The sequence below is a fragment of the Mycobacterium sp. TH-M11 genome (genome assembly GCF_057473725.1).
Genome location: NZ_JBYCLD010000291.1, coordinates 20,333 through 41,866 on the forward strand (window position 1 = coordinate 20,333; position 21,534 = coordinate 41,866).

The window sequence follows — 21,534 nt, forward strand, 5'->3', positions numbered from 1 at the left end:
GCGTGACCGGATTGCACGTGCACCGCTTCGGGCCGGCCGGTCCGGTTCGGCTGCTGGCGCTGCACGGTCTGACCGGTCACGGCCGGCGTTGGGGACATCTGGCCAACCGGCATCTGCCCGAGATCGCTGTTGCCGGACCGGATCTGATCGGACACGGCCACTCGTCGTGGGACGCGCCGTGGACTATCGAGGCAAATGTGGCAGCGCTGGCCGAACTCCTCGACAACGAGACCGATGGACCGGTGATCGTCCTGGCGCATTCCTTCGGCGGCGCGGTCGCGATGAACCTGGCGGCCGCGCATCCGGACCGGGTCTGCGGGCTCGTGCTGCTCGACCCTGCCGTCGGACTGGACGGCGGCTGGATGCGCGAGATCGCCGATGCCATGCTGGCCTCCCCCGACTACCGCAATGCCGCCGAAGCCCGCGCGGCGAAAACCAACGGATCCTGGGCGGGCGTGGACGCGGCGGTGGTGGACGCCGAACTCCGCGAGCACCTCGTGATGCTGCCGAACGGACGATGCACCTGGCGGCTCAGCCTACCGGCGATGATGTCCTACTGGAGCGAGCTGGCCCGCGATATCGTGTTGCCTGCTCAAGGGATTGACACAACATTGGTGCAGGCGGCCTGGACCTCACCGGCATATGTCACCGACCGGCTCGTCAACGAGCTGCGTGCGCGGTTGGGCTCCGATTTCCGCCATCTGACGTTCGAGTGCGATCACATGGTGGCCGAGACCAAACCAGCTGAGGTTGCCGCCCTTATCCGCGAACGGATGACCTGACCATGGCGCCCATCACCGACGACCAGGTCGAGCGGGTGCGCGCGCTGGTGGCCGCGATACCCGTGGGCCGTGTCGCGACCTATGGCGATATCGCTGCTATCGCTGGGCTTTCCAGCCCTCGCATCGTCGGATACATCATGCGCATCGACTCACTGGACCTACCCTGGCACCGGGTGATCACCGCATCGGGCCGCCCCGCAAAGCAGCTGACCACACGACAATTGGAATTGCTTCGGGCAGAAGGGGTTCTGTCGAGCGACGGCAAGATCCCGCTCGACGAGGTGCGCTACGCCTTTCCCAGCTAGATCATGAGCCCCGGTTAGAGCATCAATCGCACCAGCGCAGCGGTCCGAGCCAGGCCCGGGAACGCCTCGGCCGTCGACCTTGGATGCAACGCGTGCACTGCAAGCCGGAACATCAACGCGCGCAACAACATCTGCGGCCATTCCGGTAGCGCGTTCCAGCGGTCGATGAGACCCTCGTCGGCCTCACCCCAGGACAACGCATCGACGACGACTACACCGGCCGCCCACGACGCGGGCCGCCAATAGGGCGTGATGTCGGTGATCCCCGGGGCGGCGGCACCCGCGAACAGCACCGTGCCGTACAGGTCGCCGTCGACCAGCTGGTTGGGACTCTTGGTCGGGCGGCGCAGTCCGGCAAGCTGATTGATCAGCTCGACCGAGCGCTGTGCGTCCGCGGTGGGAGACGCCGCGCGGGCTGCCGCCGGCACCGATTGCAGCGGGCGTTCTTCCCACGCGGCCCGGTCGGCGGCGATGAATACGTCGACATCGGCCCACGGGGCCGTCGGCCCCTGGGTGAGAAAACGTGGTCGTTCGAGCTTGCCGGTGGCCTCGTGTAGCCGCACCGCCGCCGACACCACCTCGTCGTGCCGGGGCTCGGGTTGGCCGGCGACAAAGGTGTCCGCGCGCCAACCGGAAACCACATAGCGCCCGTCGGTCGAGCGGACCGGCCGGGCCAGCCGCACACCGTCGATGAACAACGTTTCGCGCACCCGCGCCGACCACGCGGCCCGGGCGTTCTCGGCGACCATCGACAGCACCACTTCGCCGCATCGCCAGCCGCCCTCCCAGCCGGCCCCCAGTGCTACCGGCTGGACGCCGGTCAAACCGAAGGCCGACAGCACATGCTCAGGCGGCGGCTCGACACTCACCCGAACAGCCTAAACGTCGCTCAGCGAGGTCCCGGAACTAGACACGAACTCGCAATTTCAAGTTCGCGTCAATACATCGGCATGTCGGGCTGCATCTGCTGCGCCCAGGCCACAATGCCGCCCTGCAAATGCACGGCGTTGGCAAACCCGGCACTGCGGACGACCGTCAACGCCTCGGCTGAGCGCATTCCGGTCTTGCAATACAGCACCGGCCGGCAATCGCGGGGCAGCCCGGCCAGGCCTTCACCAGAAGCGATCGACGAACTTGGGATGAGTCGCGCCCCATCGATGTGATTGATCTCCCACTCGGCCGGCTCGCGAACGTCGATCAGCGTGATCCGGTCACCGGTATCGAGCAGATCACGCAGCTCACGGGGGGTGATGGCGGATTCTGGGCGCGCATCGGGGACGACGCCGCACAACGCGTCGTAGTCGACCAGTTCGGTGATCGGGGGCGCGGCCGGATCCTTGCCGATCGCGATCGTCCGAAAGCTCATCGCCAGCGCGTCGTAGATCATCAGCCGGCCCAGCAGCGGCTCGCCGAGACCGGTGATCAGCTTGATCGCCTCGGTACCCATCACCGACGCGATCGACCCGCACAGCACGCCCAACACGCCGCCTTCGGCGCAGGACGGCACCAGGCCTGGCGGCGGGGCGTCCGGGTACAGGTCGCGGTAGTTCAGACCCCGCTCGTTGCCGGCCTCATCAGCCGGCGCGTCCGCCCAGAACACCGACACCTGGCCCTCGAACCGGTAGATCGATCCCCACACGTAGGGCTTGTGCGCCAGCACCGCCGCGTCGTTGATCAGATAGCGGGTGGCGAAATTGTCCGTGCCGTCCAGGATCAGGTCGTACTGCGTGAACAGGTCGACGGCGTTGCGCCGATCGAGCCGTGCTTCGTGCAGACGCACCTGCACCAGCGGGTTGATCGCGGCGATCGAGTCGCGTGCGGACTGCGCCTTGGAGCGGCCGACATCGGCGACGCCGTGGATGATCTGGCGCTGCAGATTCGACTCCTCGACAACATCGTCGTCGACGATGCCGATCGTGCCGACACCGGCTGCCGCAAGGTAGAGCAGAGCCGGCGCGCCGAGACCTCCCGCCCCGATCACCAGCACCCGGGCGTTCTTGAGCCGCTTCTGTCCGTCGACGCCCAGATCGGGGATGACGAGATGACGGGAGTAGCGGGCCACCTCGTCGCGGGTCAACTCGGCGGCCGGTTCGACTAGCGGCGGCAACATCACACCGAGGCTAGATGAACACGCCCGGCTAGGCGATCGGGTATGGCCAGGGATTGAACCGGCAGGTCTTGCCGTCGGGCCTGACGTATTCCGGATCGAACTTGGAGTCTTCGTCGTCGGACGTGGAGAACGTCTGCTGCATCATGATCGGCGCAAGACCGCCCTGCTTGTCGCAGGACTCGTGGCGCAGGTAGCCGATAGCGTGGCCGACCTCGTGGTTGATCAGGTATTGCCGGTAGGAACCGATGTCGCCCTCGAAGGACAGCGCGCCGCGCACCCAGCGGGCCTCGTTGATGAAGACACGAGGTTCCACGCCAGACCCGTAAGACGGGTTATAGCAGGACGTTTCGAGCGGGAACTCGTATCCGCAGCCCTCGCGGACGGTCAACGGCGTGCTCAGCGAGATCCGGATGTCGGGCTTGGCCCGGCTATTGGCATCGAGCCGGACGAACGCGAACTGCGCGTCGTGAGTCCAGCTTTTGGGGTTGCCCAGCGTTTGATCGACCATCGAGGCAAAGGCATCGTCGCCGCCGAAAGCCGTGGGGTCCATGCCGTTTTCCGTCTCGACGGTGTATTTGAATACCTTGACCGTGCCCTGGCCGACCTGCGGCGTGATCCCCGGGACAATGCGCCAGGACTTGGCACCGGCCTCGGTGAACGGCCCGCCGTTGGGCAGCATGCCAGTAGGCAGGCTGGCGTCGAACTGGGTCAGACCACGCGGCGGGGCGTCGACGATCACCGTGCCCACCGCGCCGATCTTCGGCGGGCCCTGCGACGGGTGATCGGATGCCGGCGCAGAGGCACTCGTGCCGGTGACGGTTTGGTAGAGCACGACGCCGGTGACGGCCACCAGCGCCGGCAGCGCGTAGGCCCGCCAGCCGTAGGTGGACACGAAACGCCCCAGCCAGCTCTGTTTGCGCCAGCGGCCGCTGTCACGGTTCGACCGGACCCGCCCGGCGCCGCCCCACGCCAGCGGGTCACGCTGGGCTCGCAGCGGCTCACGCCAATCGTCGCGAAGGACCGGCGCCCGGTTGGCCCCACGCCACTCGGGGTCGAAGGTCACTTTCCCAGAATGACACAACACCTGCTAGCTGGGACTCTTGGCGCGCCAAAAGCCGCCTGCAACACGTCGTCAGGCCGGCGTACAGAGCTTGGGGAACAGTTGAACAACCCGCTGAGTAGTAGTGTCGGTGCGATTGACCGCGCACTCGTCATACCAGCGCGAAGACAGATTGAGGAATGGATGAGCGATCTCGCCAACGCCGCCGGTCGGAGCGGGGTGAAACCCGGCAGCTCCGCCCGGCGCGGAAACCGGCTGCCTCGGGACGAGCGTCGAGGTCAGTTACTCATCGCGGCAAGCGATATTTTCGTCGACCGCGGCTATCACGCTGCCGGCATGGACGAGATCGCCGAGCGCGCAGGGGTCAGCAAACCCGTTCTCTACCAACATTTTTCCAGCAAGCTGGAGTTATACCTGGCGGTGCTGCAGCGCCATGTCGACAATTTGGTGTCGGGCGTGCGCCAGGCGCTGCGCACCACCACCGACAACCGACAACGGCTGCGCTCCGCCGTGCAGGCTTTCTTCGATTTCATCGAGCACGACAGCCAGGGCTACCGGTTGATCTTCGACAACGATTACATCACCGAACCCCAGGTCGCCGTGCAGGTTCGGGTGGCCACCGAATCGTGTATCGACGCGGTATTCGACCTGATCAGCGCCGACTCCGGCTTAGACCCGCACCGCGCCCGAATGATCGCGGTGGCCTTGGTCGCGCTGAGCGTCGACTGCGCCCGCTACTGGCTGGACTCCGATCGCCCGATCAGCAAGGACGACGCCGTCGACGGCACTGTGCTGTTCGCCTGGGGCGGGCTGTCCCACGTGCCGCTCACCCGCTCTTAGCGGCGCCGCTACCGATCCCGAAGCCGACGCGGCGCGAGTCCGCGGCGCCGATCTCGACGTAGGCGATCTTGGTGGAGTTGACGAGGAAGCGACGGCCTTTTTCGTCGGTGAGGCCCAGGACGTCCGCGTCCTTTGCCAGTGCTGCGGAGACCAATGCCTCGACTTCGCTCGGCGTTTGCGTGCTGGTGAAGACCAACTCACGCGGGCTGTCCGTGATACCGATCTTGACCTCCACGCGGCCCCTTCCCGTTCCTGACGTAAACGTGCTTGCGTCTTGAAGGCTAGTGGACGCCGGTGCGGAGTGCCGAAAGCCGGTCCCGCACCGGGAATTCCTCGGCACCCGCGATGACGGGCCTCGTTGGCAAATCGTGACCTGACACGCCCCGCTTCCACCCGGGCGCCAACTCGCCACATCACTACCATCGGCACCATCAGTACCACGGACTACCTGGACTACGAGCTCCAGGACGACTCAGACGACGGGACCGTCGACGATATCTACGCCGACGGCGACTACTCGTCTGGCACTGAGCGCTGGCGCCCGATCGCAGCCATCGCCGCGATCGTCTTCGTACTCGCCGTCATCGCCACCCTCGTCATCGTCAACGGCGGCGATGACGCCTCGACCTCGGCCACCGTCGTGGTGCCGCCGAGTCACACCACGACGCCGCGGCTGGTGCCGGCCCTGCCGCCGGAAACGGTGACCACCGTGACGCCGACGTCGCGTCCGCCCAGCCCGACCGCCACCAGCACCGCGCCGACGGTGATCCCGCCGCCGGCGGCCGCGCCGACGGTGGCGCCGGATGTGGCCGCCCGCACGTTCGTCTACCGGGTGACCGGCACCAAAGGCCTACTCGATCTGGTGACCGTGGTCTACACCGACGCGTCGGGGGCGCCGCAAACCGACTTCAACGTGTCACTGCCATGGTCTCGGACCGTCGTGCTCGACCCCGGGGTGAGTACGCGATCGGTCGTGGCGACCAGCCTGACGGCTCGGCTGAACTGCTCGATCGCCGACGGTGTGGGTCAAAATGTCGCGATCTCGACCAGCAGCACGATGATCGCGGCCTGCAGCCGCTAAGCCTGCCTGGCCGACTCCTCCTCGCGCCGCTGCGCGACGCGCATCGTCGTCGCGCTAGGCCCGGCGCTAGGTCAGGCCCAGCTCGCGGGTCCGCTCGTCGTGGGTGCGCTGCAGTCGATCGAAGAACCCGCTGAGCTGCGCCAGTCCTTCGGCCCTCGTCACCACCAACTCGACCAGCTCGTCATGCTCGGCCAGCACATACTGTGCCTGGGTGATCGCCTCGCCGAGCAGACGGCGGGACCACAACGCCAATCGGCTGCGCTGCTTGTTGCTCTTGGTCACCGCGGCGCGCACCTCTGCCACCACGAACTGCGAGTGCTCGGTCTGCGACATCGTCGAGCGCACTACGTCGGCCACCTCTTCGGGTAGCGCATCGGCAATCTGGAGGTAGAAGTCGGCCGCCAACGCATCACCGATGTACGTCTTGACCAAGGCCTCCAGCCAGGTACTCGGGGTGGTCAGGCGGTGGTAGCCCTCAAGCGCGGAGGCGTACTTCGAGATCGCTGGAAGCACGTCGACGCCACGCTTCTCCAATGCATCGCACAGCAGCTCATAGTGCGCCATCTCCGCCGCGGCCATACTGGCCATCGAGATTCGGCCGCGCAGATCTGGCGCCATCCGGGCTTCGTCAGTGAGCCGGTAGAACGCCGCGACCTCGCCGTAGGCCAGCAGCGCGAAGAGTTCGTCGATCCCCGGATGGTCCGCGGGCAGCCGTGACGGAGGCGAATCGGCCAGCTGGCCACCCTGCGGAAGCGAAGTCATAAACACCACTCTATGTGCCGTCGACGTGGGCCCGCCGTGCGCCGCATCAGACCGCCCGCCACGCTCGCCGTTGATGCAAAGCGGGGTCGGACGGCCCCACCAGCTACAATGGGCACAGGTAACGGTGGCAGATCACAGTGCCACCTCTGCCTATGCAATGTGCGTGCATGCAGTTGGCCCGCCTCTCATCAGTGCAGGGCCCGCGAATCGGCAACGTATTCGACCGTCAACTGGTGCGCGCGTGACCGCAACGATTGACCAATCGAATACGAGCCCGAAAGGCACCTCTTCACGCATGACTCCACTCATCACACCCAGCCAAGCCGCACCCGAAATGACCTTTGCCGACCTTGGTGTTCGCGACGAAATCGTGCAGGCACTCAAAGAGCAAGGCATCGAGCATCCGTTTGCCATCCAGGAGCTCACGCTTCCGCTGGCACTCACCGGCGACGACCTGATCGGGCAAGCCCGCACCGGCATGGGGAAGACCTTTGCTTTCGGCGTCCCGCTGTTACAGCGGATCACCACCCTGGGCGCCGATCGGCCGCTGTCCGGCATCCCGCGGGCCCTGATCGTGGTGCCCACCCGCGAACTCTGTTTGCAGGTCTACGGTGACCTGTCCGCCGCGGCGAAGTACCTGAATACCGACGATGGCGACCGCAAACTGTCGGTGGTGTCCATCTACGGCGGTCGACCCTACGAGCCGCAGATCGAGGCGCTGCGCGCCGGCGCAGACGTGGTGGTCGGCACGCCCGGCCGGCTGCTCGACCTGGCCCAGCAGGGTCACCTGCAACTCGGCGGCCTGGCGGTGTTGGTGCTCGACGAGGCCGACGAGATGCTCGATTTGGGCTTCCTGCCCGACATCGAGCGGATCCTGCGGCAGATCCCCGACGAGCGGCAGTCGATGTTGTTCTCGGCGACCATGCCGGACCCGATCATCACGCTGGCCCGCACCTTCATGAACCAGCCCACCCACATCCGGGCCGAGGCGCCGCACTCCTCGGCGGTGCACGACCTCACCAAGCAGTACGCCTACCGTGCGCATGCGATGGACAAGGTGGAATTGGTCAGCCGGATGCTGCAGGCACGCGGACGCGGCGCCACGATGATCTTCACCCGTACCAAGCGCACCGCCCAGAAAGTCGCCGACGAACTCGCCGAGCGCGGCTTCGCCGTCGGCGCCGTACACGGCGACCTGGGTCAGATCGCCCGCGAGAAAGCACTCAAGCAGTTCCGCAACGGCGACATCGACGTGCTGGTAGCCACCGACGTGGCCGCCCGCGGCATCGACATCGACGACATCACGCACGTCATCAACTACCAGTGCCCGGACGACGAGAACACCTACGTGCACCGCATCGGCCGCACCGGAAGGGCCGGCAAGACCGGTATCGCGGTCACGCTGGTCGACTGGGACGAGCTACCCCGCTGGACGCTGATCGACAAGGCGCTCAGCCTGAACTGCCCCGATCCGGCCGAGACGTACTCGAACTCGCCGCACATCTACGTCGAGCTGGACATTCCGACCGAGACCAAGGGCGCTGTCGGCGCGCCGAAGAAATCACCGGTCAAACGGAGCGCATCGACTGGTGCACGCAGCGGGGACGCGCCCGCGGCGCCGCGCAACAGCACCCGCCAGCGCCGCCGCACCCGCGGCGGGCAGGCCGCGACCGGACACCCCGGTGCAGGCGAGTCAGACGGATCGGTAACGGCCGCAGGCAATTCCGACTCCGAATCCGGCGACGGCACCCGCGCTCGTCGTCGCCGTCGCCGCCCCCGCAAGTCAGCCGGCGCCACCGCCACCGCCACCTGATTCGGCGACGCTGTCGCCCGATGGTCAAGCCGGAACGCCGCACCAAGGCCGATCTGTTGGCGGCGGCAGCGATCGTCACGGTGGTGGCCTTGGCTGCGGCGTTGATGTGGTGGACCAGCGACGCCCGGGCCACTATCAGCCGCCCGGCGGCTGTGCCCGCGCCCAATCCGACGCCCGCGCACGCGGTGCCGTCGTCGCTGCGCGAGCTCTGGAGGGCCAACAGCCCGGCCACCGGGCAACCGGTCGCCGTCGGCGGATCCGTCGTCACCGGCGACGGTCGGCTCGTCGAGGGCCGTGACCCCGCCACCGGCGCCGTGCGATGGAGCTATTCGCGCGACGCCGACTTGTGCGGAGTGTCCTGGGTGTACCGCTACGCGGTCGCGGTGTATCGCGACGACCGGGGCTGCGGCCAGGTCAGCACCATCGACGCGTCCACCGGGCAGCGCGGCCCGGCCCGCAGCAGTTACAGCAACCGCCGGGTGGAGCTGTCCTCGGACGGAACGACGGTGTTGTCCGCCGGCGATACCCGGCTCGAGCTGTGGCGCTCGGACATGGTTCGGATGCTGTCGTACGGCGAGATCGACGCGCCGGTAAAGCCTTCAGCGGTCGGGTCGAAGGGGCTGCACACCGGCTGCCGCCTGACGTCGGCCGCCGCCAGCTCGTCGGCGGTGTCGGTGTTCGAGGCGTGCGGCCAACAGGCCGATCTGCGACTTGCACTGCTGCGGCCGGCCAAGGAAGAAGACGAACCCGATCAGCACAATGTCGCCGAACCGGGCATCGGCGCCGACTCCGGCGCCAAAGTGCTGACCGTGTCGGAGACCAGGACCGCGATCTACCTGCCCGCGCCCCAACCCAGGGTGGACGTCATCGACGAAACGGGCACCACCATCGCAAGCACGCTGCTGCCTGAGCCGTCGCTGACATCCAATGTGGTGACCCGGTCCAGCAACCTGATCAGCTGGTGGACCGGCCACCGGGTGATGGTGTTCGACGCGGCGAACCTGACCTACCGGTATTCCGTGGGGCCGGCGGGCTCGTCGGCTCCGGTGGGTCCGGCCACGCTGATGGCCGGCAAGCTGCTGGTCCCGGTCACCGAGGGCATTGCCGTCTGCGATCCGGTCACTGGAGTCGGCGAGGACTTCCTGCCGCTACGCCGCGAACCGTCGGAGGCGCCGGTGATCCCGCTCGCGTCGGGCTCCCAACTGCTGGAACAACGCGCTAACACTTTGGTCGCGCTGGGTTAGTCAGCCGTCGACTGCGAACGTGGGCAGCGCCTTGCCGGATTTCCAGTGTTTGAGCAGTGCCTGCGCCAGCTCCTGGTAGGCAGAAGCGCCCTTGTTCTTGCGCGCGGCCAACACCGACGAGCCGGACGCACTGGCTTCGGCGAATCGCACAGTGCGCGGGATGGGCGGCGCCAGCACCGGCAGGTCGTAGCGGTCGGCGACATCTTGCAGCACGTCGCGGGTGTGGGTGGTGCGCGGGTCGTACAGCGTCGGCAACGCACCCAGTAACTTCAGGCCCGGGTTGGTGATCTGCTGGACGTCATCGACGGTCCGCAGGAACTGCCCGACGCCGCGGTGGGCCAGCGTCTCGCATTGCAGCGGCACGATGACCTCGTCGGCAGCGGTAAGCCCGTTCAGGGTCAGCACGCCGAGCGACGGCGGACAGTCGATGATCACGACGTCGAACGCGCCGTCGAGTTTGTCCAGCGCCCTTTTGAGCGCGTACTCACGGCCCGCCCGCATCAACAGCATCGCCTCGGCGCCGGCCAGGTCGATGTTCGCCGGCAGCAGCGTCATCCCCTCGGCCGTCTCCACCAACGCGGCACTGGGCTCGACGTCGCCGAGCAGCACCTCGTGCACCGACACCGCCAACTTGTCCGGATCCTGGCCGAGCGAAAAGGTGAGACAGCCCTGCGGATCCAGATCAATCAGCAGCACCCGCCGGCCTGCGTCGGCCATCGCCGCACCCAGCGACGCCACCGTGGTCGTCTTGGCCACCCCACCTTTTTGGTTGGCCACCGCCAGTACTCGGGTCCCCTTCATCGCAACGACGCTCCCCTTTGTTTCTTGCCGGCGGTCATCTCACGCCGCTCCTCAGCATCGCTACGCTCTGCATCGTCACCGGCGGTCATCTCACGCCGCTCCTCAGCATCGCTACGCTCTGCATCGTCACCGGCGGTCAACACCTGCCATCCTGGCATTGACACCATCATGCCCGCGCACCGACGGCCTTATGTGTCAGGCACAATCGGTAAACATGAGCGTCCAAAGTCATCGGCTAGTGCTGCTTCGGCATGGCGAGACCGAGTGGTCGCTGTCCGGTCAGCACACCGGGCACACTGAAATCGACCTCACCGACAACGGGCGAGCCCAAGCGGGCACCGCCGGACAGGCGCTGGCCGACCTGCGCCTCAACGACCCAAAGGTGATCAGCAGTCCCCGCCGGCGCACCATGCAGACCGCCGAGTTGGCCGGCCTGACTGTCGACAAGGAATCTGAACTGCTCTCCGAGTGGGACTACGGATCTTACGAAGGCGTGACGAGCGAGGAGATCCACGAGATCGACCCGGACTGGCTGATCTGGACGCACGGCTGCCCGGGCGGTGAATCCGTTGCAGAGGTCTCCGAACGGGCCGACCGGGTCGTTGCGCTGGCGCTGGATCTGATGGCTGCCAATGACGTCATCTTCGTCAGCCACGGCCACTTCTGTCGCGCCATCATCACCCGATGGGTGCAATTACCGCTGGCCGAGGGGAGCCGATTCGGTATGTCCACCGGCTCGATCGCGCTCGGCGGCTTCGAACACGGCATCCGGCAAGTGAGTGCACTGGGCCTGCCCCATCCCAATGACGGCTGAGCCGCCGTTTGTGCTGTGCGCGCCGTCCGCAGCGGTGATCGCCGACGGCGTGCAGGCCTGCTATCACGACGTGGCCAGCGCGCAGGCGGCATTGGGCTCAGGTTCGACACCAATAGTTCTGGGAGCTTTGGCATTTGATGTCGACGCGCCGGCGGCGTTAATGGCACCCCGTTCGGTTCAACGCGTGGCGGGGCTACCCGATTGGCCGACCGGGCCGATGCCTCACGTCCGCGTGGTCGACGCGATTCCGACGCTCGACGAGCACCGTGCCCGAATCCGGCGGGCCTGCGACGAACTCACCGCGGCCGGCGGCGCGCTGCAAAAAGTAGTGCTGGCCCGCGCGCTGCGCATGGTGGCCGACGCACCACTGGACGCCCGAATCCTCCTGCGCCGCTTGGTCGAGAGCGACCCGGCCGCCTACGGCTACCTCGTCGACCTGTCAGCGGCCGGCGGCGGTTACAACGGCACGGTGCTGATCGGCGCCAGCCCCGAACTGCTGGTGGCCCGTGACGGTGATCGAGTGACCTGCCAGCCGTTCGCCGGCTCAGCGCCACGGGTCGCCGATGCCGACCTCGATGCTGCCGCCGGCGCGGCGCTCGCCGAGTCGGCCAAGGATCGCCACGAGCATCAGTTGGTGATCGAAACCATGACTGAGGCATTGAGCCCACTGTGCCGCGAGTTGACGTTCCCGGCCGAGCCAACCCTGAGCGGTACCACAGCACTGTGGCATCTACGCACACCGATCACCGGATTGCTGCGCGATACCTCAACAACTGCAATCGATTTGGCGCTTGCTCTGCATCCCACTCCGGCGGCGGCGGAGTACCCACCGATGCCGCCACTCGGCTGATCGGCGAATTGGAGGGCGAGCGCGGGTTCTACGCCGGCGCGGTGGGCTGGTGCGATGCGAGTGGCGACGGGCGCTGGGTGGTGAGCATTCGCGGCGCGCAACTGGCCGCCGATCGCCTGTCCGCGCTGGCTCACGCCGGCGGCGGCATCGTCGCCGAATCCGATCCCGATGGCGAAGTCGCAGAAACTACAACGAAATTCAAGACAATTCTGACAGCGCTGGGGATTGAACCATGAAGCGTGTCCGCCGCGCCCAACCCGCCGACGCCGCGGCAATCACCGCGATGATCCACGACCTCGCTCATTTCGAGCGCGCCTCTGAGCAGTGCACGGTGATCGAATCTCAAATCAGCTCAGCGCTATTCGGCCAATACACGACGCTGAAGGCACACGTCGCCGAGGTCGATGGCGAAGTCGCGGCGATGGCGCTGTGGTTCCTGAATTTCTCGACCTGGGATGGCGCCGAGGGAATCTATCTGGAAGACCTGTTCGTACGGGCCCAATTTCGCCGCCGCGGGCTGGCGCGCGCCCTGTTGGCTGCGCTGGCCAAGGAATGCGTGGACAACGACTACACGCGACTGGCCTGGTCGGTGTTGAACTGGAACACCGACGCGATCACGCTCTACGACGCTGTCGGCGGTCAGCCGCAGAGCGAATGGACGACCTATCGGGTGTCGGGTCGGGAATTGGCCGCGCTGGCCGGATCGTGACCGTCCGTCGGCGGCGGTCAACTGCGTCACGACTCGTTCGCGACCCAGCGCAACGCGGCGGGGCTGAACAACAGCACCAAGACGGTCACAGACAGCGCGGCGAGCGGGATCCCGACCAGCGCCCGCTGCGACCCCGTCGTCAGGTAGTACGCCACGCCCAGCAGCAATAACTCGGCGAACACCGCCAGCCCGCGGCCCCAGCGCCGTCCGGTGAGCAGCGCCCAGCCGGCCGCCAACACAGCAGCCCCGGTCATGGCGAACCATGCCGACGTCCCGAAAACGTTGTTCCCGCGCTGACCCGCACCACCGATCGCCCGGATGAGCAGGACAGCGGCGGCGACCACCCCCGCGCCACCTTGAGCAGCGACGACGAAACCCGCGGCGCGCACGCTGGCCGGAGGACGCCTGATCACCGCCTCAGCGTAGCCACCGCCGCTCATCCCAACGTCGCGCTCCTCCGCGGGCAGCACCGCGGCCCCCATCGTCGCCGCTCACCCCAACGTCGCGCTCCTCCACGGGCCGCACCGCGGCCCCCATCGTCGCCGCTCACGTAGGCTCTGACCTCATGCGCGCCGTGCTGATCGTCAACCCGACCGCGACCTCGACGACAACGGGCGGCCGCGATCTGCTCACGCACGCTCTCAAAAGTCGGCTTGACTTGACCGTCGAGCACACCCGCCACCGCGGCCACGGCCGCGAACTTGCCCAGGCCGCAGCCCGGGACGGGGTCGATCTGGTCGTCGTCCACGGCGGCGACGGCACAGTGAGCAACGTCGTCAACGGCCTGCTCGGGAAACCGGGACGCGGGCTGCCGACCGGACCCGTCCCGGCGCTGGCTATCGTCCCTGGCGGGTCAGCCAATGTGATGGCACGCTCGCTGGGCATTCTGCCCGGCCCCATCGACGCCACTAACCAGCTGATCTGGCTGCTCGACAAATACGGCACGGAAAAACAGTGGCGCCGGATCGGGCTGATCGACTGCGGTGAGCAGTGGGCCGTTCTGAACGCGGGAATGGGAGTCGACGCCGAGGCGGTCGCCAAGGTAGAGGCGCAGCGGGAAAAGGGCCGCAAGGTCACCCCAACCCGCTACATCCTTGCTGCGACGCGGGCCACGCTCGCCTACTCTCGCAAGGCGCCGCGGCTGACCGTGGAGATGCCCGGCCGCGAGCCGGTGACGGGCACCTACTTCGTCTTCGTGTCCAACTCGAGCCCATGGACCTATGCCGACAGCCGCGCAATGTGTACCAACCCCACCACCAGCTTCGAATCCGGACTCGGCGTCTTCGGCGTAACCCGGCTGAAGATCGTTCCGAGCCTCAAGCTGGTCGCACAAATGTTCGCCAAAGAGCCCAACGTTGCCGGTGATCAGGTTGTTCGCGACGACAACGCGGGTTGCGTGCGAGTTACCTGTGCCGATCCGCCGATGGCGAGCCAGATCGACGGCGATTACTTGGGACTGCGCGAGACCATGACATTTCGCGCGGTGCCCGACGCCCTGGATGTGGTCGCCCCACCGGCCAAAAAGATGCCTTGAACTGCATCCTGGCGAAATGTGAGCAAACGCTCTGGCCAGATTCCGGCGTAGTGTAGTACAAACGGTTAAGGGATTTGGAAACACCTCCTTGAAGTGAGATAGCCCACGGACCAACGAGCCGCTATTGACATCTGTTGAGCCTGTGAAACGATCGAACAACCGCATGCAACGGTACGGAAACATTTCTTGTGCCTGCGTTAACAGCCGAAGAAAATCATTCGTGCGCATTGCTGCGCACATAGTGAGGAGTAACGACTAATGGATTGGCGCCACACAGCGGTCTGTCGCGACGAAGACCCGGAACTGTTCTTCCCTGTCGGGAACAGTGGTCCGGCTCTCGCGCAGATTGCCGACGCGAAACTGGTGTGTAACCGCTGCCCGGTGATCACCGAGTGCCTGTCCTGGGCGCTCAACACCGGGCAAGACTCGGGCGTATGGGGTGGGATGAGCGAAGACGAACGACGTGCGCTCAAGCGTCGCAACGCTCGGACGAAGACCCGTACCGGAGTCTGACCCAGGTCACCTTCCAACGGTGCGGCCCCGAAGATGTCCGGGGCCGCACAGTTGTGTGTGCACCTAGTGCGCGGCTCGCGCGCGGCGCCCGATCGGGACCCGCAACACGACGTCCGTACCGCCCTCAGGGGCGTCCTGCATGGTCAAGGAGCCGTCGAGTTCGGCCGATACGAGTGTCCGAACGATCTGGAGACCGAGCCGATCGGACTGCTCGATGGTGAATCCCTCGGGGAGCCCGCGGCCGTTGTCGTGCACGACGACGTCAAGCCAGCGCGCGGAGCGCTCGGCACGGATCGTCACCGACCCACCGCCCACGGCGGACTCGCAGGTGGCCGGATCGAAGGCGTGCTCTATGGCGTTCTGGACGAGTTCGGTCATCACCATGATCAGCGCCGTCGCCCGGTCGGAGTCCAAGACGCCGAGCATGCCGGCCCGGTTGATCCGGATCGGCGTATCAACCGTCGCCACGTCGTTCATGATGGGCAGAATTCGGTCGATCACCTGATCGAGGTTGACCTCCTCGTCGACCGACATCGACAACGCGTCGTGCACCAGTGCGATCGACGAAACCCGTCGCACCGATTCGATCAACGCCTCGCGCCCCTCGGGGTTGGTGGTCCGCCGAGCCTGCAGGCGCAGTAGCGCCGCGACGGTCTGAAGGTTGTTCTTCACCCGGTGGTGGATCTCACGGATCGTGGCGTCCTTGGACATCAGCGCGCGGTCACGACGTTTGATCTCGGTGACGTCGCGGATCAGCACCGCGGCACCGGCCGGCGAGGAGTTGAGCACCAGCGGCAGCGTCCGTAGCAACACCGCGGCGCCGCCGGCGTCGACCTCGATGCGCATACTCGCCCCGCCCCGCAGCGAATTCAGCACGTGCTCGGCGAGCTCGTGGGCCTCGAACGGGTCCGAGATCAGCGGGCGGGTGATAGCTATCAGGTTGTGCCCCTCCAACTCTGACGTCAGACCCATCCGGTGATAGGCCGATAGCGCGTTAGGGCTGGCGTAGGACACCACACCGTCGACGTCGAGGCGGATGAATCCGTCACCCACCCGTGGGCTGGACCGCGACATCGCCAGGTCGCCCACGTTGGGAAAGGTGCCCTGCGAGAGCATGTGGACCAGGTCGGCGGCGCAATCGAGATAGGCGGTCTCGAGCTGACTTGACTTGGGAGTGCCGGCAACGGCGGTCTGGTGCGTCAGCACCGCAACCACCGCGTCGCCATAGCGAACCGGCACCGCCTCGATGTTGACTCCGGTTTGCTGCCACGAATACTGTTGTCCTGCATTGCTTTCCAGGCGAATGGCACCGGAATCAAAAGCCGCCGAGATCAGCGGCATCCGGTCGGCGTCGACGACGGTCCCGACCGCATCGCGCAGCAGAACGGTGGGCGCGGTGTTTGGTCGGCACTGCGCAACGGACACCAGCGAATCGTCTTCGCGGCGAACCCACATCAGATAGTCGGCGAACGACAGGTCGGCGAGCAGCTGCCACTCTCCGACCACCGCATGCAGATGATCGACAGCACTGCCCGGTAAGACGGTGTGCTCGGCGAGCAAGTCACCGAGGGTGGACATCGGCGATCTCCGTTGTGATGTTCAGGCGGCTAGCTGATCACGGCGATGAGGTCGCCGGCCTGGATCACGTCGCCGACCGACACACTCACCTTGCTGATCGTGCCGGCGACCTCGGCCAGCACCGGGATCTCCATCTTCATCGATTCCAGCAGTACCAGGGTATCGCCCTCGCGGATCTGGTCGCCTTCGTGGACCACGACCTCGAGCACGCTGGCCACGATCTCTGCCCGCACGTCCTCGGCCATCAGCACCCCGTTCGTCAGCCCGCCGTTTTCGGCAATTGCGCTACTTTATCGAACCACAGTCGATTTCCTCAGTCGCACTCCGAGCGTCCGACTGCGGCGTCGGGGCCTGGTAGCGGCCGATATGTGCGGCCAAAAGGTCACGATTCGTGCCGGGGATATATCGATAAGCAAACTCCAAGATCACTAAGAGAACCTATAGAGCCGCTTCTGTGACAGTGTCGTGCTCGAACTGTGACATGGGGCAAGCAGAGTGTCCAAAGTGATGGGAGTGCCTGAAGCTCCTGGAGTTAAACAGTCGAATTGAGGAGTATTCCGTTGTCCGACAACATGTTTGCGTGTACGACCACCCGCGGATCACTACTACGACGAGTGGCCACCGGTTTCGGGATGGCAATGGCGGCATACGCCTTGGTCGGGCTCGGTGCCGGGGCGGCCGCAGCCGCTCCCCAGCAGCCATTCGCCGCCGATGACCCGTTCCCTGGGATGTCGGGGGCCGGCAGCGCGGTGAACATCGCCAACTCGCTGTTCGGCTCACTGAGCGGGCTGATGAACAACGTCATTCCCGGCGCCGGCGACCTGCTGATGCCCGCCACCGGAGCGCTCGGCGGCGGCGGCGGCCTTCCGGGCGGCCTGCCCGGCGGCCTCGGCGGTCTCGGCGGCGGTGCCGGCCTTCCCGGCGGACTGCCCGGCGGCCTTCCGGGCCAGACGCTGCCCGGCCAGACCCCCAGCCTCGGCGGCCTTCCGGGCCAGACGCTGCCCGGCCAGACCCCCGGCCTCGGCGGCCTTCCGGGCCAGACGCTGCCCGGCCAGACCCCCGGCCTCGGCGGCCTGCCTGGTCAAGGACCGGGTTACCCCGGCGGACTGCCCGGCGGCCCCGCCCCGCTCATGCCTGGGCAGAGTCCCGCAATGCCGGGCCAAGCCCCGCTTGCCGGCCAGCAGGGCCCGGTCTCCTCGGCGAGCGCAACTGGCAGCACGCTGGCGCACGTGCCGGTCGTCTAGCAATTAGTCCAGACCGGTGGCGGCATGACAGACTGATCGACGAGCAAGAACTGCGAGGAGGATCAATCATGGCCAAGCGAGGCCGGAAGAAGCGCGACCGCAAGCACAGCAAGGCCAACCACGGCAAGCGGCCCAACGCTTAACCAACCGATCGAATCAACAAAGGCGCGGACCGTCCGACAGGCGGCCCGCGCCTTTGTTTCGGCGTGGTTGTGTGTCAGCTACCGCGGATGATCGTGGTCCGGCTGATTTCCAACCGCAACCGCTCGCGCAGGCCGTCCGGGGCCCGATCGCCCCGGCACTTGGTCGAGATCAGCAACTTCAGCCGCTCCTCGAGGCCGTAGTACTGGAAACAGGGCGGGCAGTCCTCGAGATGTTGTCTGAGTTTGGCCTGCGCCTCGGGACTGCACTCGCCGTCGAGCAACGTCCACACCTCGGCGAGGACCTCTGCGCATTCGTCCTTGATGGGCGGCTCGGGCGAGTGCCCGCTCATGACGACACCTGCTCGGGTGCGTGGTCGCCGCGGATGAAACCCCGGTCCTTGGCGACGTCGGCGAGCAGTTCCCGCAGCTGACGCCGACCGCGATGCAGTCGCGACATCACTGTCCCGATCGGAGTGTCCATGATCTCCGCGATCTCTTTGTAGGGAAAACCTTCGACGTCGGCGTAGTAGACCGCCATCCGAAACTCCTCTGGCAAGGCCTGGAGGGCTTCTTTGATCTCGGTGTCGGGCAGCGCCTCGAGCGCCTCGACCTCCGCCGATCGCAGCCCGGTGGAGGTGTGCTGGGCCGTCGCCGCCAACTGCCAGTCGGTGATCTCGTCGGTCGGATACTGCGCGGGCTGACGCTGCTTCTTGCGATAGCCGTTGATATAGGTGTTGGTCAGAATGCGGTAGAGCCAAGCCTTGAGGTTGGTGCCCTCTGTGAACGACCGAAAGCCCGCATAGGCCTTGATCATCGTCTCTTGCAGCAAGTCTTCGGCGTCGGCCGGATTACGGGTCATCCGCATTGCGCCGCCGTAGAGCTGGTCCAGCAGCGGGATCGCGTCGCGCTCGAATCGCGCGGTGAGCTCGGCATCGGTTTCGTCGGATCGGGTGCGCGCCCGGCCGCCGGAATCGTCGGCATCGACCGCGATCTCCGGCTCAGTCGCGCCATCGGTATCAGCCATAGTGAGTAACGCAGTCCCTTCTGTCGCGATACCGGTGAACAGGTCCATCAACACCGGACCCGTCTGGTACCCGGCCAACTGCTGTTCGCCCGTGAGGCTTGTCGCCGTTGACACGCGATTACCCCTTTCCCAATCTAGAGCCTGCCCCTGACACTGTCTGCTTCGCCTGGCGTAACAGCCAGGATCGCCCCGGTATTTCCGCACCACTGACGCGGGGCACTTGTGAGCGGCGTTACTGTGACGCTCATGTCGCTGAAAGCAAAGACCATGTTCATCTCGGGTGCCAGCCGCGGAATCGGGCTGGCGATCGCGAAGCGGGCCGCGCAGGACGGCGCCAACATCGCGCTGATCGCCAAGACGGCCGAGCCGCACCCCAAGCTCGAGGGCACGGTGTACACCGCGGCCAAGGAGCTCGAGGAGGCGGGCGGGCAGGCGCTGCCGATCGTCGGCGACGTCCGCGACCCGGAGTCGGTGCAGTCCGCCGTGGCCAAGGCCGTCGAACAGTTCGGTGGGATCGACATCGTGGTGAACAACGCGTCGGCGATCAACCTGGGCTCCATCACCGAGGTGCCGATGAAGCGTTTCGACCTGATGAACGGCATCCAGGTACGCGGCACCTACGCCGTGTCCCAGGCCTGCATCCCGCACATGAAGGGTCGGGAGAACCCGCACATCCTGACCCTGTCCCCGCCGGTGCTGCTCGGGAAAGAATGGCTGAAGCCGACGGCGTACATGATGGCCAAGTTCGGTATGACGCTGTGCGCGTTGGGGATTGCCGAGGAGCTGCGCGACCAGGGCATCGCCTCGAACACCTTGTGGCCGCGCACGTTGGTGGCCACCGCCGCGGTACAGAACCTGCTGGGCGGCGACGAGGCGATGGGCCGCGCACGTAAGCCCGAGATCTACTCCGACGCTGCCTACGTCATCCTCAACAAGCCGTCGAAGGAGTACACCGGCAACACCCTGCTCTGCGAAGACGTGCTGCTGGACTCCGGCGTCACAGACCTGTCGGTCTACAACTGCGTGCCGGGCGGCACCCTCGGCGTCGACTTCTGGGTCGACGGCGTGAACCCGCCGGGGTACTCCGGTCCCTAAAGCGGCGACGCGGGCGCTGGCGGTACTGAGCGACGCCGGCGTGCCCCACGAGGTGGTGAAGTTCGACCACGACCCGCGCGAACGCTCGTTCGGCGGCGAGGCGGTTCGTGCGCTGAGCGACTCCGTCGAACCTGGCCAGATCTACAAAACGCTGGTCATCGCGCTTCCCGACGGGTTGGCGGTGGCGATCGTGCCGGCGCTGGCGAAGCTGTCGTTCAAGGCCGCCGCCGCGGCATTGCGGGCGGCGAAGGCCACCATGGCCGACCAGAAGGCCGCAGAGCGGGCGACGGGCTACGTGCTCGGCGCGATCTCTCCCCTCGGGCAGCGCACGGCGTTACCGACGGTCGTCGACGCGGGTGCGCTCCGATGGGAGCGAATGTACGTCAGCGCGGGTCGGCGCGGCTGGGACGTCGCGGTGGCGCCCGACGACCTGATCCGGCTTACCGGCGCAGTGACCGCGCAGATTCAGGCCTGAGAGCTGCTCATCCTGATGCGGCGTTGCGTCTTTCGGGTCGCCGAACAACCGGGGCTTCCCGCCCGCCGGATCCCGACTACCGTGGCATGACATGACGACCGCGGTGGTGGTGGGCGGTGGGCCCAACGGCCTGGCCGCCGCTGTGACCCTGGCGGCCGAGGGGGTCGCGGTCACCGTCCTCGAAGCCGCCGATGAGGTCGGCGGCGGCGCCCGCAGCAGCGCGGCGATCCTGCCCGGCCTGCTGCACGACCACTGCTCGGCAATCCACCCGATGGCCGTCGGCTCGCAGTTCGTGAGCAGGTTCAACCTGGACCGCTACGGGCTGACCTGGCGCTGGCCCGAAATCGACTGCGTTCACCCACTCGAGGACGGCAGTGCGGGCGTGCTGCACCGCTCGGTGGAGCGGACCGCTGCCGGTCTCGGTCGCGATGGCGCACGATGGCGGCGTGCGTTCGGCTACGCCGCGGCTCGATTCGACGCGCTCAGTGCGGACATCATGGGGCCGCTGCTGCGGATTCCCCACCACCCGCTGATGCTGGCCCGGTTCGGGGCTCCGACCGTGCTTCCGGCGTCGACATTCGCGCGGCTGTTCGGTACCCCGCAGGGCCGGGCCTTGTTCGGCGGCGTTGCAGCGCACGCGTTTCGGCCCCTGCACTATCCAATGACATCGGCGATCGGGATGGGCATCATCACCGCCGGCCACCGGCACGGCTGGCCGGTCGCCGAAGGCGGCTCACAAGCCATCACCGATGCGATG

General features: G+C 66.7%; 26 protein-coding genes and 1 pseudogene. 16 read left to right on the top strand and 11 right to left on the bottom strand.

Annotation, left to right across the window (positions count from 1 at the left end):
* Positions 1-2: 2 nt before the first annotated feature.
* Together AC2VOG_RS12020 and AC2VOG_RS12025 are read left to right on the top strand one after the other, a co-directional pair.
* Positions 3-782, top strand: a complete 780-nt coding sequence (locus tag AC2VOG_RS12020) for an alpha/beta fold hydrolase (protein WP_486940122.1) — start codon at positions 3-5, stop codon at positions 780-782.
* Positions 783-784: 2 nt separating this feature from the next.
* Complete coding sequence (locus AC2VOG_RS12025) at positions 785-1,087, top strand: MGMT family protein (protein ID WP_486940123.1); 303 nt, start codon at positions 785-787, stop codon at positions 1,085-1,087.
* Between the two features lie 14 nt (positions 1,088-1,101).
* Here the strand turns inward: AC2VOG_RS12025 and AC2VOG_RS12030 are convergent, their stop codons facing one another.
* The 3 genes from AC2VOG_RS12030 to AC2VOG_RS12040 all read right to left on the bottom strand — a co-directional run bounded on the left by AC2VOG_RS12030 (position 1,102) and on the right by AC2VOG_RS12040 (position 4,281).
* Positions 1,102-1,956 carry a TIGR02569 family protein gene (locus AC2VOG_RS12030; RefSeq protein ID WP_486940124.1) on the bottom strand — a complete coding sequence of 285 codons (855 nt, stop codon included), beginning with the start codon at positions 1,954-1,956 and terminating at the stop codon, positions 1,102-1,104.
* 68 nt (positions 1,957-2,024) lie between these two features.
* Entirely contained in the window at positions 2,025-3,197 is a 1,173-nt protein-coding gene (moeZ, locus tag AC2VOG_RS12035) for an adenylyltransferase/sulfurtransferase MoeZ (RefSeq protein WP_486940125.1), read from the bottom strand.
* Positions 3,198-3,225: 28 nt separating this feature from the next.
* Entirely contained in the window at positions 3,226-4,281 is a 1,056-nt protein-coding gene (locus tag AC2VOG_RS12040; RefSeq protein ID WP_486940126.1) for a DUF3152 domain-containing protein, read from the bottom strand.
* A 159-nt stretch (positions 4,282-4,440) separates the two neighbouring features.
* On the opposite strand from AC2VOG_RS12040, the gene fasR reads away from it, so the two are divergent.
* Positions 4,441-5,097, top strand: coding sequence for an HTH-type transcriptional activator FasR (gene fasR / locus AC2VOG_RS12045; protein ID WP_486940127.1), 657 nt, complete (start codon positions 4,441-4,443; stop codon positions 5,095-5,097).
* Here the strand turns inward: fasR and AC2VOG_RS12050 are convergent.
* Entirely contained in the window at positions 5,084-5,332 is a 249-nt protein-coding gene (locus AC2VOG_RS12050; protein ID WP_486940128.1) for a DUF3107 domain-containing protein, read from the bottom strand. The two genes, fasR and AC2VOG_RS12050, sit on opposite strands and share 14 nt — an antisense overlap.
* A 186-nt stretch (positions 5,333-5,518) precedes the next feature.
* On the opposite strand from AC2VOG_RS12050, the gene AC2VOG_RS12055 reads away from it, so the two are divergent.
* The gene (locus AC2VOG_RS12055) at positions 5,519-6,178 is read left to right on the top strand and encodes an MmpS family transport accessory protein (RefSeq protein WP_486940144.1); all 660 of its coding nucleotides are present in this window, start codon (positions 5,519-5,521) and stop codon (positions 6,176-6,178) included.
* Between the two features lie 66 nt (positions 6,179-6,244).
* Here AC2VOG_RS12055 and AC2VOG_RS12060 read toward each other — a convergent pair whose 3' ends face one another.
* Complete coding sequence (locus AC2VOG_RS12060) at positions 6,245-6,940, bottom strand: ferritin-like fold-containing protein (protein WP_486940129.1); 696 nt, start codon at positions 6,938-6,940, stop codon at positions 6,245-6,247.
* A gap of 307 nt (positions 6,941-7,247) precedes the next feature.
* On the opposite strand from AC2VOG_RS12060, the gene AC2VOG_RS12065 reads away from it, so the two are divergent.
* Together AC2VOG_RS12065 and AC2VOG_RS12070 are read left to right on the top strand one after the other, a co-directional pair.
* Positions 7,248-8,753, top strand: a complete 1,506-nt coding sequence (locus tag AC2VOG_RS12065) for a DEAD/DEAH box helicase (RefSeq protein WP_486940145.1) — start codon at positions 7,248-7,250, stop codon at positions 8,751-8,753.
* 20 nt (positions 8,754-8,773) lie between these two features.
* Complete coding sequence (locus AC2VOG_RS12070; protein WP_486940130.1) at positions 8,774-9,997, top strand: Rv3212 family protein; 1,224 nt, start codon at positions 8,774-8,776, stop codon at positions 9,995-9,997.
* Here the strand turns inward: AC2VOG_RS12070 and AC2VOG_RS12075 are convergent, their stop codons facing one another.
* Positions 9,998-10,798: a ParA family protein gene (locus AC2VOG_RS12075; RefSeq protein WP_486940131.1), complete on the bottom strand. Its 801-nt coding sequence runs from the start codon at positions 10,796-10,798 to the stop codon at positions 9,998-10,000.
* 214 nt (positions 10,799-11,012) lie between these two features.
* On the opposite strand from AC2VOG_RS12075, the gene AC2VOG_RS12080 reads away from it, so the two are divergent.
* From AC2VOG_RS12080 to AC2VOG_RS12090, 3 genes and pseudogenes are all read left to right on the top strand, one after another.
* On the top strand, positions 11,013-11,612 hold the full coding sequence (locus AC2VOG_RS12080) for an acid phosphatase (RefSeq protein ID WP_486940132.1): 600 nt from the start codon (positions 11,013-11,015) through the stop codon (positions 11,610-11,612).
* A 217-nt stretch (positions 11,613-11,829) separates the two neighbouring features.
* Positions 11,830-12,698 (top strand): annotated as a pseudogene (locus AC2VOG_RS12085) (isochorismate synthase).
* Positions 12,695-13,171 (top strand): GNAT family N-acetyltransferase, encoded by a 477-nt coding sequence (locus tag AC2VOG_RS12090; protein ID WP_486940133.1) that lies wholly within the window; start codon positions 12,695-12,697, stop codon positions 13,169-13,171. Before AC2VOG_RS12085 ends, AC2VOG_RS12090 begins: the two are co-directional and overlap by 4 nt.
* Positions 13,172-13,197: 26 nt before the next feature.
* Here AC2VOG_RS12090 and AC2VOG_RS12095 read toward each other — a convergent pair whose 3' ends face one another.
* Entirely contained in the window at positions 13,198-13,611 is a 414-nt protein-coding gene (locus tag AC2VOG_RS12095; protein WP_486940146.1) for a hypothetical protein, read from the bottom strand.
* A gap of 125 nt (positions 13,612-13,736) precedes the next feature.
* On the opposite strand from AC2VOG_RS12095, the gene AC2VOG_RS12100 reads away from it, so the two are divergent.
* Together AC2VOG_RS12100 and whiB1 are read left to right on the top strand one after the other, a co-directional pair.
* Positions 13,737-14,705 carry a diacylglycerol/lipid kinase family protein gene (locus AC2VOG_RS12100; protein ID WP_486940134.1) on the top strand — a complete coding sequence of 323 codons (969 nt, stop codon included), beginning with the start codon at positions 13,737-13,739 and terminating at the stop codon, positions 14,703-14,705.
* Between the two features lie 258 nt (positions 14,706-14,963).
* A complete protein-coding gene (gene whiB1, locus AC2VOG_RS12105) occupies positions 14,964-15,218 on the top strand; it encodes a transcriptional regulator WhiB1 (RefSeq protein ID WP_486940135.1) in 255 nt (84 codons plus the stop codon).
* Between the two features lie 63 nt (positions 15,219-15,281).
* Here the strand turns inward: whiB1 and AC2VOG_RS12110 are convergent, their stop codons facing one another.
* A complete protein-coding gene (locus tag AC2VOG_RS12110) occupies positions 15,282-16,796 on the bottom strand; it encodes a sensor histidine kinase (RefSeq protein ID WP_486940136.1) in 1,515 nt (504 codons plus the stop codon).
* A gap of 29 nt (positions 16,797-16,825) precedes the next feature.
* Complete coding sequence (locus AC2VOG_RS12115) at positions 16,826-17,041, bottom strand: biotin/lipoyl-binding carrier protein (protein WP_486940137.1); 216 nt, start codon at positions 17,039-17,041, stop codon at positions 16,826-16,828.
* 315 nt (positions 17,042-17,356) lie between these two features.
* Between AC2VOG_RS12115 and AC2VOG_RS12120 the strand changes: the two genes are divergently transcribed.
* Entirely contained in the window at positions 17,357-18,040 is a 684-nt protein-coding gene (locus AC2VOG_RS12120; RefSeq protein ID WP_486940138.1) for a hypothetical protein, read from the top strand.
* Positions 18,041-18,108: 68 nt separating this feature from the next.
* Positions 18,109-18,183: a 50S ribosomal protein bL37 gene (locus AC2VOG_RS12125; protein WP_011728008.1), complete on the top strand. Its 75-nt coding sequence runs from the start codon at positions 18,109-18,111 to the stop codon at positions 18,181-18,183.
* Between the two features lie 74 nt (positions 18,184-18,257).
* Here AC2VOG_RS12125 and rsrA read toward each other — a convergent pair whose 3' ends face one another.
* Positions 18,258-18,533 (bottom strand): mycothiol system anti-sigma-R factor, encoded by a 276-nt coding sequence (gene rsrA / locus AC2VOG_RS12130; protein ID WP_486940139.1) that lies wholly within the window; start codon positions 18,531-18,533, stop codon positions 18,258-18,260.
* Complete coding sequence (locus tag AC2VOG_RS12135; RefSeq protein ID WP_486940147.1) at positions 18,530-19,207, bottom strand: sigma-70 family RNA polymerase sigma factor; 678 nt, start codon at positions 19,205-19,207, stop codon at positions 18,530-18,532. Before AC2VOG_RS12135 ends, rsrA begins: the two co-directional genes overlap by 4 nt.
* Before the next feature lie 246 nt (positions 19,208-19,453).
* On the opposite strand from AC2VOG_RS12135, the gene AC2VOG_RS12140 reads away from it, so the two are divergent.
* The 3 genes from AC2VOG_RS12140 to AC2VOG_RS12150 all read left to right on the top strand — a co-directional run.
* Positions 19,454-20,302, top strand: a complete 849-nt coding sequence (locus AC2VOG_RS12140) for an SDR family oxidoreductase (RefSeq protein ID WP_486940140.1) — start codon at positions 19,454-19,456, stop codon at positions 20,300-20,302.
* A 40-nt stretch (positions 20,303-20,342) separates the two neighbouring features.
* On the top strand, positions 20,343-20,777 hold the full coding sequence (locus AC2VOG_RS12145; RefSeq protein WP_486940141.1) for a YbaK/EbsC family protein: 435 nt from the start codon (positions 20,343-20,345) through the stop codon (positions 20,775-20,777).
* Positions 20,778-20,868: 91 nt separating this feature from the next.
* Positions 20,869-21,534, top strand: a 666-nt coding sequence (locus AC2VOG_RS12150) for a phytoene desaturase family protein (RefSeq protein ID WP_486940142.1), incomplete at its 3' end; no start/stop codon positions are given.